The organism is Gilliamella sp. B3783 (assembly GCF_026536125.1).
GTDB lineage: Bacteria > Pseudomonadota > Gammaproteobacteria > Enterobacterales > Orbaceae > Gilliamella.
This window is the reverse complement of sequence record NZ_JAFNOU010000004.1, coordinates 1-13,720: the sequence shown is the minus strand read 5'-3', so window position 1 is coordinate 13,720 and position 13,720 is coordinate 1. Positions and strand designations below refer to the sequence as shown.

Sequence of the window (13,720 nt, the reverse complement as noted above, 5' to 3'; positions counted from 1 at the left end):
ATTAATGTTTCCGATTCTTTGTCAGGTTAGCTGCTTTGTCAGCATCGTACCACCAACTATCGACACCAATAGCGTAAGTTGGCTGAATCGCTGGCTGCCCAAATTTGTTCCAATAAGCATAATAGGTTTTACTGTTATACCACATTGGAATCATAGGATACTCTTGCGTTAAGATGCGATCTAGCGCTCGACCAAGCGAAATTAACTCAGCTTGATTACCAACATTCTTAGTTATTTCATCAATAATACTATCGATTGCTTGGTTATGTAGTCCTGAACCATTCCATGATGAATTGAGATACTCACTACCCCATAAAATCATCAAATCTGATGTTGGATAATTAAACGCATTATAAGTCCGTGGCATCATATCGTAATCGCGTTCACGTAAGCGACGAGTCACTTGAGTGTAATCAAGTGAAACAATCTTCATGGTAATACCTAAACGGGCTAAATTTTGCTGAAAAGGAATAGCATATTTAATATCATCGCCAAGATAGGTAACCAATTCAAACTCAAAAGGCTGATTGGTTGTTGTATTCACTAGTTGACCATTTTTGATGATCCATCCCGCTTGTTTTAATAATTCAGCTGCAGTTAATAAATTATTGCGATTAAAACCCTGACCATCACTTTTAGGCACATAATAAGCATCACCAAACACAGCATCGGGAATAATGTTTTTATACGGCATTAACCACTTTAATTCTTGTTCGCTTGGCTTACCAATCGCTGCATAAATGGTATTTTCGAAAAAACTATAAGGCCTTTTATAACTATCGTAATAAAAAGCGTGATTTAACCATTCAAAATCAAATGCCAGCGTAATGGCTTTACGTACATTAATGTCTTTAAACAGATCTTTTTGCAAGTTAAACGCTAACCATTTGCTATCGGTTGCTGTTTGTACAGATTTTTCTTGTTTGATAATATCCTTTGCATCAAAATACTGCCCCTGATATTGGGTAAACCAATTTTTGGGTTGGCCTTCTCCACGAAAATCATACTCACCGGCTTTAAATGCTTCTAACGAAACACTGCTATCCATATAATACTCAATACGTTTTTCATCAAAATTATTCATTCCTCTATTTACCGGTAAATCCACAGCCCAATAATTAGGATTACGTTTATACACAACAAATTGCCCCATTTTATAATCGCTAATAAAATAAGGACCACTGCCAACTGGAGGAATAGTTAATGGTTCTGAAAAATTACGATCTTGCCAAAAATGTTTTGGAATAACCGGCAGATTACCAACGAAGGATAGCAATTTTTCACGATCGCTTGCTGGTAGCTCAACGCGCAAATGATAATTATCAATAGCGTTAACACTAATGCCCTGATTATATACTCGATACTGTGGAACACCTTCTGTCATAAATTTATGAAAGGTAAATTCAACATCTTGTGCGGTGATAGGTTTTCCATCTTGAAAACGTGCCTTGGGGTTAATTGAAACTTCAGCCCAACGATATTTGTCGGAATAAGTAATCGAGGTAGCAATAAGCGGATAAAAACTTGTAATATCATCAGCTAAATTTGTGAACAAAGTATCATATAATGATCCTGAGTTTTTTTCTGGGGCTCCTCGACTAGCATAACGATTAAAATTATCAAAAGTACCAATTTCTGCTAATTTAATTATGCCACCTTTTGGCGCATAAGGATTAACGTAATTAACATATTGAAAACCATCGTGATATTTAGGTTCACCTAATAGCGAAAAAACAGTTTGGTGATAAATTTTTTCAGTTACTGGCTTTGGACCAACAAAATCTATTAAGTTATTGTCATTAGATTCATTTATTGAAAGTACATTCGGTGCAGCGTTGCTTTGGGGTATATTTTGTTGATTTTCTTGAGCATTAACCGCTAACGAACACATGACCAACCCACTCATACAACTTGATACAAGTATTGTAGATAATTTTTGTTTGATTTGGTTGATCATCCTAATGCTATTCCTATTCAATTAGCTTAATAAATAGTTTTAAGCTTAACACTTTTATCAAAATTATAGAGTTAATAGACTATTGATAATAATGTTATCTATTTTGCCAAACTTCCATTAAATGAGCAAAATTAAATTATTCAATTTAATCATAAATGCCGACAATAACATCAATCAATTTTCGTTATCATGATAACGTCGCTATATTAAGTTTATTTAGTAAACACTAAAATTAAATAGGGTGTTATATCTTGTGCTATAGCAGTATTTAAATCTCATTATCCATGATCAACCGTAATAATTGATAAAGTTAGCCATAGTACATAATAATTAAAATAACATTTGAAATTAAATAATATTATGGATACAGGTGAAAAGAGTATGTATTTGCCGGAGTCTATTTAGATTGTTAACAATATCAATTGAAATATGTTAATAAGAATAGACGAATCTTTAGTACGCAAATAACAATAACATTTTGTGCAGTTATTTAACACTAATTTAGTGAGCAACCACAACAATGATAAAAATGATAAGATATTCTATGTAGCTAAATGCGTTATACAATTTAACAATATGATCAAATACTCAATATAAAAAATTTCGATATCAAAAAATTTCGCGTAAGTTAATATAATTAAAGATTAAAAAATTAGATTTATTAAATTTTATCTACATTATATTAACTTAGCGACCAACCAATAAAATGAACCGGTAATATTATTAATAAAGACTTAAATCAGATTGCCAAAGAATATAAGGATCATAATCATCATCACCATTCGGTAAAGCACCTGTCAGTGGCGTTTGTAAAAAGTCAGTTTCATTTAATTGATTATTATCAATATATTCAATCTTCCATATCAGTAAATCTTTTCTATTTTCGGGTTTATCTAAATTACTTGTGATATGAGATAAAGCGTTGTGATAAATGATTTGCCGCCAACACTCATCAGTATTTTTAATACAATATTTAATACTAATTGGTTGGTATTTTTTACCCTCTTTGATTAAAACAGGAACCGCTTTTTGTTCTTGATCATCAACAAAAAAAGACAAAAATAAATCATTAGCTAATTGAGCTTTATATTCAGTAAATTTAGGATTACTGGAGGATAAAGGCTGTTTTTTAAAACTTTCTTGTAGTGAATCAGCATAACTATAACTAATACATGTCATAAACAAGAAAAATACTGATATGAATTTTTTCATAAGATATTCCTTTTGTTAGATTAGTAAAATAATTGAAGGTCAGCGAATAGATAATTAATGTCGTGAAATTATAACATAATTACACTTTACCAAGATTAAAATTTAAAAAGGTAGTTCACTAATTATAATCATTATAGAAAAACGACTAAATAATTTTTAAGCATTGCCCACTAAAATAAGCATTAAAATTTCACAAAATAATGAGCAACAAGATTAAATGCTATGAAATTGCTCGTGTACTGACTCTCAATGAATAAATCTACTCGCAAAAAAATAATTTTATCGAATAAGCTTTAATTTTTTTGATCCCAAAATGGGATTGAACGGTTACCGGTTAATTTCAAGCATACAACAATACATTCAATTCTATATAAATAACATTAAATATTTTATAACGTTATTTACTAAAATTAGTTATTGCAAATTCTTTTAAAAAAAGTAATTATTTACTTGGTTTAGATAATCACTATCGAATAATACTTAATAATAAGTGTATAAAAGGACCCAAAAATGGCGAACAAATTATTCCCACTTATCAATCAACTTGGTGAAGGGTTATTGAATGAATTAACGGGAGAGGTGAGCCACAATCGCTACACCTTAACGGTGGATAACCTAATTTTGCCTATTTCTGTTTTACGCGTTCAAGGGAATGAACAGCTTAATCAACCATGGCATTACACCATTGAATTCACTAGCATTGATAAAACCTTATCACCCGATACGTTACTTAACCAAAATGCGTCATTTTCTTTTAATCCTACTATTAAAAACATGCTGGGAACAGCAATTCGTTCCTTAAGTGAGCTACCTGTTCAATGTGACTTACGTAAAATTTATGGTGTTATTACCCGTTTTAGTTTGTTATCGGTAAGTAAAGAACAGGCACATTATCAGATAGTGTTGTCTCCCCGTTTAGCAAAATTAGCACTGAATCGTAATAATGCGATATACCAAAACCAAAGTGTGATTAGTGTGGTTGAAGAAGTGCTACACAGTCACGGTTTTACTGGCATTGATTATCGGCTAGAATTAAACAATCGCTATCCTGAACGTGAATTTATTACTCAATGGCAAGAGAGTGATTTAAGCTTTATACAACGTCTGTTAGCCGATGTTGGTGTTTGGTTTCGTTTTGAAACCCATGCCGAACACAATTGTGATGTGATAGTTATCGGTGATTACGAACAAGGTTATGAGCAAGTCAACAACATTGATTATCGATTACCCAATGGCACATTAGATGGCGGAACAGAAAGTATCTGGGATATTCAGTTACGCAGTCGGGTTGTGGAGTCATCGGTTAAGGTTCAAGATTACAACTACCGTGACGCCAAAGCCAATTTACTGGGTTATGTCAATACTCAACCCAATGACAGCACCACTTATGGAATTGATTACCGTTATGGTGAGCACTACAAAGGGTCAAGCCCGAATATTCAAGAAGATAAACAACGTGGCGATAAAGATAACGTCAAAAACCAAATCGAACAACACTATTTTATTGAAAGCGGGCAATGGTATGCCCAAATTCGACATGAACAGGCAATTAGTCAAAAAATAGTAATTAGCGGAAAAAGCAATCGTGCAAATTTGACACCGGGACAACGTATTCAGATTAACGGCAGTCCGCTAGTTGATATTGATGATGGTGTAATTATTTTAAGCGTGGAAGGTAAAGGCAATCGCACAGATGCTTACGAACTAAGTTTTACCGCCATACCATATCAGGTATTAAAACCATACCGCCCTGCGCCCTTAATGTGGCCACAAATCATGGGCTCTTTACCTGCACGGGTGACCAGCCCAGACAATGATACTTACGGCTATATTGATACCCAAGGACGGTATCGGGTTAAATTTAATTATGACCTAAAAGAGTGGAAAAAAGGTTGTGAAAGTTTATGGGTCAGACTGGCAAAACCGTATGCAGGTGGCACCTATGGTTTCCACTTTCCGCTAATAGACGGCACGGAAGTTGCCATTGCGTTTATGGACGGTAATCCAGACCGCCCGTATATTGCCCATGCCATGCATGACAGTACGCACCCCGACCATGTAACTACCATAAACAAACATCGCAATGTGATTCGTACACCAACCAATAATAAATTACGCATGGATGACAAACGAGGGCAAGAGCATATCAAGCTGGCGACCGAATACGGCAAAACACAACTCAATATTGGACATCTTGTTAACAATAACAAAGAACAACGGGGTGAAGGGTTTGAGCTACGTACCGATGAATGGGGGGCAATTGCGGCGAACCGAGGATTGTATCTGACCAGTAAAACCGAGCCGAAAGCACACGGCAATCAACTAGACATGCAAGGTGCGATCACCCAACTAGAAAACGCCTTATCGATAGCCAAAGCACTGCAAAATGCTGCCAATCAATCCCAAGCACACGGTGCAGACACCGGCAGTCAAGACCAGCTCAAGGCAAATTTAACCAACTTAACCCTCAGTGGCATTCTCGCATATGCACAAGAAGGCATTGCGTTAACTAGTCCAGAAAATATTCAATTATCGACGGATAACAGTGTGACGGTCACGACAGAAAACCAAACCGACATCACGGCATTAAAAAACATCACATTATCATCGGGTGAAGCGATAGGATTATTTGCCCACAAATCGGGGATGAAAGTATTTGCTAATCAAGGCGATATTAACGTACAAGCCCAAAATGCCAATCTAAATATGGCGGCTAAACAAGATATTAAAATTGATAGTGTTGACGGTAATGTTGAGTTTACAGCAACACAAGAAATGACATTAATTTGCGGTGGTTCGTACATAAAAATCAACGAAGCAGGTATTGAGTTAGGTTCGCCAGCTAATGCCTATTTTAAATGCAATGCGATGCAAAAAATGGGAACAGCGCAAACAAATATTCAAAATGAATTGCCTCCAATTTGCAATGGAGTCAAGCAGGACGAAGCTGAAAAACATGCAATTGTTGTGGAAAGGCAATAATGATTGAACTCATACCAGAACAGGAAATCAATAAAATAATCGCAAAACAAATTCAGCGATTTGGACAAATACATTTTTTAATTGATCCACAAATTAATGACAATTTTTTTTGGGAACATAATGTTGAATTCGATTCAATAGTACCAATCAGAGACAGGCAAGACACCGTATCCTCTGATCATGAATGTTTGCAATTATGCACAATAAAAAAAGGGTCTGCTGATATTAATCCACTAGTAGCGGAGTTAAAAAACAATCAAACATCACTAATCGCATTAATCGCTTCACCTTATACGATTAAAGACATACAACAACACATTAGCAATGCAATGTTTATGTCATATCAGGCAAATTATTTTATATTACGCTTTTACGATCCTCAGGTTCTTAAGCATCTAGTTAATATTTTTGACAAACAACAAATAAGCAAAATGTTAGGTTGCGTGCAATATTGGTACTACTGGCAAGATAATTATGTGCAATTGCACCATAAGCCCGAATTAATACTGTGGGATATCAACTATAAAATAACGACCACACAATGGCAACAAATCAAACTAGCACAACACTATAACGCTTACGAACATCAAACAGTAAAAAAGCAAAAAAAACCATTAACTAATAATCAGAAAAGCACACTTTGGCAGTTACTGGATTGGATTTACACGGTAACATTTAATAAACCTGATCAGCAAAAAATGGATTATATAGTCAACTATTCAATGGTTAAATCGGAACACGTTTTCCAACAAATTGATCATGATTTATTTATCGATCTAATCAGAAATCAGACAGTTAGCCAATTGGAACAATATTTTAATAGTTTAGATAAGGAACATGAAGATGCCAGCGATTGATCAATTATTATATACAATATTAATGGCAAAAGCCTACGAAAATAATTCTGGCAAACGCTGCCCAAAATGCCAAGAAAAAGAAGGCGATTTAATTGTTCTACCAACTCGGTTATCAATCACAGGCTATTTAGCCCAAAATAAGGTATTAAAAGATGGTTCTGAGGCAAAAATAGAATTGCCTCAGTTACCTGATTTTGCCAAAAAAATGGTGTCAGACATACCATTAGAACACTCTAATTATTGTCTACAAATATTACGTCAAGGGTATTTATATGTGCTTGTAGATTTTAAAAACGGGCAAAAAAAGTGGCGAATATTTTCGTCCAGCTCTGAGGGGTGCTTAACGGAATATAGCGACAACAACACCATACCGAATATTCCCCCCACATATAACTGTAACATTGCAACTGACGGCGCCGATGCATCATATATTAGTTTTGAAAACAGTAAAGACATCTTTAAAATCTATTTTGTATTCAGTCCAAATAAAATCAGTAATGCCAGATTAGAACTTTATCAAGATACCCCAGAATTTGAACTGTCAGGCATGACACCAGACCAGATTCGTAATGGCCAAACTTCGTTAAAAACCCAAGATATTCTGACAAATATTCTCGAAATATCAACAGCAATTGATATAGCTAAGCAAGAAGCGTTTTTAAACAGCAAACCCGTGTTTGAATTTAGAACAGGGGAACGAGATGCCGCAAATAGGCAATTACAAGTTATCCAAGATATTTATACTACTCGCACCACCTATTATGATAAAGATATACTACGAACTTACATGCGTTATATATCGCTATATAACAAGTTAAGAAAGCGTCAAGGTGTGGCAATAGTCGTTAATGATGCAATTGGCATAACCCAAAGTTTAAATAACCGATATCATCAAGCACTTGAAAAAGAGATGAAACCTTGGATGGAAAGCAAAGATTCGGAAGGCATATCCAACGAACACCGCTTAATTATCTTAAGACAGCTATTAGGTTTTAAAGAATCATTTCGAGAAAGACGCATTAAAGAAATGATAAACAAACAAGATCAATATTATGATTACGTTATAACATTTGGTGATGACGCTGAGTTATCAGATGAAATGAAAGAAGCTCTAAATAGAGAAATTGAAAAAGACAGAAAACAGTATGTTGAAAATATTGATAACGTTTATACCCAAAAGCTATCAGAAGATGAATTTAAAGAAAAATATTGGAATCGCTTATCACAAGATAAGCTTAAAAAATTTGAAGAAGAATTCAATAAACACAGCAAGTTCGCCGAACAGCTTGCCGCAAAGCGTATCGATGATTACTTAAAATGGTTAAAATCACAACAATTAATCTCGGCTTTATATTTATATGATGATACCATTCCTTTAGACGGAATTATGTTTCAATTACAAATGGGAGTTTGCCTGTGTGGTGCAAATAGTTCATCAAAAGTTAGAAAAGTTTTGGACGAATGGTGGCTTGAACCGCAAATCACCCCTACAAATTTAAGTATGCGAACCTATCTTTTTAATAATAAAACCTTAATCACCGATATTAACGAATATCTGGACATTCAACAAAATATAGCAATTAACGAATCTGACAATAAAGGACATCTGCCGGATGTGGATACCGCCATTAACCTACTTAACAAATTGACAGAACATGTTAATCAGACAGGTCCGCTTATAGAACAATTAGCGCAACGAGGCTTTCCCATAGCGTTATTATCGGTTACTTTTGCTGATTTAGTCAGAAGCTTTTTAAGCGTCACAACTCAAAAATTTAATCAAAATATTAAAAACCGCTTAGGTAACCTAATTTTTGCACATATTAGAAATAAAGCTTTGGAGATGTATGACTCGGGCTATAATATCAATGGCCATTCTTTTAAAGCCACGCCTAAACGGGGAGCTTCACAAATAACACGAGTTGCGCGTGAAAATTTTAATAATGCCGATTTAGTTAATACCAAAATTGCCATGATGATATTTGCATTCAGTAGTTACGAAACACTCAAAAAATTAATTAATGGTGAATGGAAAAATGCCCGGGAATTAGCCGAATTAACCGCATCCCTAATGGCAACTACAGCAGCAGGCGCGCAAATCCTAACCAGTGCAATAAAGTGCTGTATCGAAAACAACCCAACATCAAAAACCGCCACCGTCACCTATACTGCTTTTGGGCGGTTATTTTTATGGTCGGCAAGTTTATCGTTGATTGCAGGGGGAATATCGGCGGTATTAGATTTTGTAGATGCAAAGAAAGCGAATATTCGGAAAAATAAAGTTATAGCTTTCGCATATTATGCAAGAGCAACAGCAACCTTAGCACTAAGTATTTCTCAATTTGTAGTTACTCTAGGGGCAATAGTGCCATGGTTAGATAATATTATCAAGACCAGTATCGAACGGACTATTTGGGTCAAAGTGGCTGAAATCGGGTTAGTCATAGGTCGCTTTGCTATCGGTCGAGCTATGGCGGCGGCGCTGGCAGCGATCAGTTTTTACTTTTCTATGATTATTATTGTGGTCAGTATCTACCTGATTATCGTTGATATCAATGCCATGCAAAAATGGTTTGATCGCTGCTGTTTTAGTGGCAAACTTGAACGTAAACCCTTTGATGATCTCGGCGAAGAACTCACCGAATGGTATCAAGCCATACAGGAGACTTTTTAATATGTACGTAGGCGAATTTTTATTATGGTTCGGTAACGCCATGAAATCCGAAACCCGTAAAAAATTGAAAATGGGTTATATCAATGCCGATATGACACTCAAAGAGGTGCAAAAAGACTATACCCAAGAATCGGTCAGTGATAATCCCAGACCAATAGGACCTTACTACGCGTATAACGATCGCTATTTAGAAATTCGAGGTGGAATGTTTGAGAATTTTCGAGGGATTTTGACATGGATAAGTTTACTTATATTTATAGTTCCATTTACAAGCTATGAATTAGGAATTGAGATAGCTTTAAATTTATATTCTCAGAAAGATGATGATATTGTATTAGGAGTTATTTTTATAATTATATATTCAATCATAACTCTAATTTTCAGCTATTTAATACTTCGCTATTTCCGTTATATCTATCGTTTTGAACTTTTTACCATACGCCATATTCGGGTACGCTTTAATCGGGTAACAAGGCAAGTCTATATTCAGCGCCCTAAATACTGTGGTGGCACAGTGGTGTTTAAATGGGAGCATATTATGCCATCTAACTTTGGCGAGAGCGGCTCGGATATGAATGGCACCAATATGGTCAACCTAATGACCTTTCACCCGTATAAAACCGGCTTTCCGGTAGCCCACTCAGTGGGCATCGGTAAAAACACCTATAACGGTCAAGACTATAAAGACGAATGGGAATTTATCCGCCGTTATATGGAGCACGGACCGGATAATCTGCCTAAACCCCGTTTAAGTACCCATTTACCCATGCCTTTTCACGGTTTAGAGGGGCATATCAAACCCATGATACACGCAGCAAAAAACGCCCCAACTTTTTGGATGTATATTTTGTTAATCCCAGTATTTTTAATTTTATTGCCCTTTTATACCGTAGGCTACTTTATTTCGGAGTGTTTATGTTGGCAACCTCGCTGGCCTAAGGTCATTCGACAAGCAGGCAAAAAAGGCAAACCGATCCCAAAAGAAACCACCTTATCGGACTATCCCCCAAAAGTACAACAAGCCATATTAGAGAGCCGCTTAGAGTGGGGAGTACGTGACGAAAAGACAGGTAAATGGGTTGATTATGGCAACTCTTAAAATGAAAAATAGGATATAAGGTAAATGTACGTAGGCGAATTTTTATTATGGTTTGGAAACGCCATGAAATCCGAAACCCGTAAAAAATTGAAAATGGGTTATATCAATGCCGATATGACACTGAAAGAAGTACAAAAAGACTACACTCAAGAATCGATCAGTGATAATCCTAGGCCGTTAGGTCCCTACTACGCATATAACGGTCGCTATTTAGAAATTCGAGGCGGGATGTTTGAGAATTTTCGAGGTATTTTAACATGGATATCTTTACTTGTTTTTTTTATTCCTTTTAGTTCAGGGTATTACTGTATTGATAGCTTTCTAGTATTATATTTTGGCGAAACAAATAATGCTGTTTGGCATGTTATATCAATAATTTTCTATTCAATTATTTGTTTACCTACATCATATTTATGCATCCGCTATTTCCGTTATATTCACCGTTTTGAACTTTTTACCATACGCCATATTCGGGTACGCTTTAACCGAGTGACAAGGCAAGTCTATATTCAGCGCCCTAAATACTGTGGTGGCACAGTCGTGTTTAAATGGGAACATATTATGCCGTCGAACTTTGGCGAGAGCGGCTCGGATATGGGCGGCACCAATATGGTCAATTTAATGACCTTTCACCCCTATAAAACCGGCTTTCCGGTAGCGCACTCAGTGGGCATCGGTAAAAACACCTATAACGGTCAAGACTATAAAGACGAATGGGAATTTATCCGCCGTTATATGGAGCACGGACCGGATAATCTACCCAAACCCCGTTTAAGTACCCATTTACCGATGCCTTTTCACGGTTTAGAGGGGCATATCAAACCGATGATACACGCAGCAAAAAACGCCCCAACTTTTTGGATGTATATTTTATTAATCCCAGTATTTTTAATTTTATTGCCCTTTTATACCGTAGGCTACTTTATTTCGGAGTGTTTATGCTGGCAACCTCGCTGGCCAAAGGTCATTCGACAAGCAGGCAGAAAAGGCAAACCGATTCCGAAAGAAACCACCTTATCGGACTATTCCCCAAAAGTACAACAAGCCATATTAGAGAGCCGTTTAGAATGGGGGGTACGTGACGAAAAGACAGGTAAATGGGTTGATTATGGTAATTCTTAAAATAAAAACATAATGTTTAAAATGAAAAATAGGATATAAGGTAAATGTACGTAGGCGAATTTTTATTATGGTTTGGAAACGCCATGAAATCCGAAACCCGTAAAAAATTGAAAATGGGTTATATCAATGCCGATATGACACTCAAAGAGGTGCAAAAAGACTATACCCAAGAATCGGTCAGTGATAATCCAAGACCAATAGGGCCTTATTACGCGTATAACGATCGCTATTTAGAAATTCGAGGCGGGATGTTTGAAAATTTTCGAGGTATTTTAGCATGGATTAGTTTACTTATATTTATGATACCTGTGAGTTCTGCTTATAATTCTATATATTGTTTTATTTTATTGTATAATCATAAAACAGATAAAATTGCTGGTTATACAACAGCTTTTACATTTTTTACATTTATATTTTTAGTTTCAATTTATTTATGTATCCGCTATTTCCGTTATATTTACCGTTTTGAACTCTTCACCATACGCCATATTCGGGTACGCTTTAATCGGGTGACAAGGCAAGTCTATATTCAGCGCCCTAAATACTGCGGTGGCACAGTGGTGTTTAAATGGGAACATATTATGCCGTCGAACTTTGGCGAGAGCGGCTCGGATATGGGCGGCACCAATATGGTCAATTTAATGACTTTTCACCCGTATAAAACCGGCTTTCCGGTAGCGCACTCAGTGGGCATTGGTAAAAACACCTATAACGGTCAAGACTATAAAGACGAATGGGAATTTATCCGCCGTTATATGGAGCACGGACCGGACAATCTGCCTAAACCCCGTTTAAGTACCCATTTACCTATACCTTTTCACGGTTTAGAGGGGCATATCAAACCGATGATACACGCAGCAAAAAACGCCCCAACATTTTGGATGTATATTTTATTAATCCCAGTATTTTTAATTTTATTGCCCTTTTATACCGTAGGTTACTTTATTTCGGAGTGTTTATGCTGGCAACCTCGTTGGCCTAAGGTCATTCGACAAGCAGGCAGAAAAGGCAAACCGATTCCGAAAGAAACCACCTTATCGGACTATTCCCCAAAAGTACAACAAGCCATATTAGAGAGCCGTTTAGAATGGGGGGTACGTGACGAAAAGACAGGTAAATGGGTTGATTATGGCAATTCTTAAAATAAAAACATAATGTTCAGAATGAAAAATAGGATATAAGGTAAATGTACGTAGGCGAGTTTTTAGCATGGTTTGGAAACGCCATGAAATCCGAAACCCGTAAAAAATTGAAAATGGGTTATATCAATGCCGATATGACACTGAAAGAAGTACAAAAAGACTACACTCAAGAATCGGTCAGTGATAATCCTAGGCCGTTAGGTCCCTACTATGCGTATAACGATCGCTATTTAGAAATTCGAGGCGGGATGTTTGAAAATTTTCGGGGAATTCTGACTTGGATTTATTTATTTTTTTTCTGGATTATCTATTCTTGTTGGGAATTGGGATTTGGAATAGCATCAGATTTATATAATCATGAGAGTGATAATATTGCTTCAGGAATATTCGCAATAATTTTCTTTTCTGTTATTTTTTTGATACTTACCTATTTATGTATACGCTATTTCCGTTATATTTACCGTTTTGAACTTTTTACCATACGCCATATTCGGGTCCGCTTTAATCGGGTGACAAAGCAAGTCTATATTCAGCGCCCTAAATACTGTGGTGGCACGGTGGTATTTAAATGGGAACATATTATGCCGTCGAACTTTGGCGAGAGCGGCTCGGATATGGGCGGCACCAATATGGTCAACCTAATGACCTTTCACCCGTATAAAACCGGCTTTCCGG

Annotated in this window: 8 protein-coding genes and 1 pseudogene; 7 read left to right on the top strand and 2 right to left on the bottom strand. The window is 36.1% G+C overall.

Features of this window, described 5'->3' with window-relative positions; translation table 11 throughout:
- Window position 1: 1 nt before the first annotated feature.
- Together J3U59_RS04830 and J3U59_RS04825 are read right to left on the bottom strand one after the other, a co-directional pair.
- Window positions 2–1,957, bottom strand: coding sequence for an extracellular solute-binding protein (locus J3U59_RS04830; RefSeq protein ID WP_267333638.1), 1,956 nt, complete (start codon window positions 1,955–1,957; stop codon window positions 2–4).
- 723 nt (window positions 1,958–2,680) lie between these two features.
- Complete coding sequence (locus J3U59_RS04825) at window positions 2,681–3,169, bottom strand: hypothetical protein (RefSeq protein WP_267333639.1); 489 nt, start codon at window positions 3,167–3,169, stop codon at window positions 2,681–2,683.
- 510 nt (window positions 3,170–3,679) lie between these two features.
- Between J3U59_RS04825 and J3U59_RS04820 the strand changes: the two genes are divergently transcribed.
- From J3U59_RS04820 to J3U59_RS04790, 7 genes and pseudogenes are all read left to right on the top strand, one after another.
- Entirely contained in the window at window positions 3,680–6,151 is a 2,472-nt protein-coding gene (locus tag J3U59_RS04820) for a type VI secretion system Vgr family protein (protein ID WP_267333640.1), read from the top strand.
- A complete protein-coding gene (locus J3U59_RS04815; protein ID WP_267333641.1) occupies window positions 6,151–7,008 on the top strand; it encodes a DUF4123 domain-containing protein in 858 nt (285 codons plus the stop codon). The genes J3U59_RS04820 and J3U59_RS04815 overlap by 1 nt, the downstream gene beginning before the upstream one ends.
- A complete protein-coding gene (locus J3U59_RS04810; RefSeq protein ID WP_267333642.1) occupies window positions 6,995–9,682 on the top strand; it encodes a T6SS effector BTH_I2691 family protein in 2,688 nt (895 codons plus the stop codon). Before J3U59_RS04815 ends, J3U59_RS04810 begins: the two co-directional genes overlap by 14 nt.
- A 1-nt stretch (window position 9,683) precedes the next feature.
- Window positions 9,684–10,781: a DUF6708 domain-containing protein gene (locus J3U59_RS04805; RefSeq protein ID WP_267333643.1), complete on the top strand. Its 1,098-nt coding sequence runs from the start codon at window positions 9,684–9,686 to the stop codon at window positions 10,779–10,781.
- A 24-nt stretch (window positions 10,782–10,805) separates the two neighbouring features.
- The gene (locus tag J3U59_RS04800) at window positions 10,806–11,903 is read left to right on the top strand and encodes a DUF6708 domain-containing protein (protein WP_267333644.1); all 1,098 of its coding nucleotides are present in this window, start codon (window positions 10,806–10,808) and stop codon (window positions 11,901–11,903) included.
- A gap of 44 nt (window positions 11,904–11,947) precedes the next feature.
- Window positions 11,948–13,045: a DUF6708 domain-containing protein gene (locus tag J3U59_RS04795; RefSeq protein ID WP_267333645.1), complete on the top strand. Its 1,098-nt coding sequence runs from the start codon at window positions 11,948–11,950 to the stop codon at window positions 13,043–13,045.
- A gap of 44 nt (window positions 13,046–13,089) precedes the next feature.
- A pseudogene (locus J3U59_RS04790) lies at window positions 13,090–13,720 on the top strand (hypothetical protein); the annotation flags it as partial.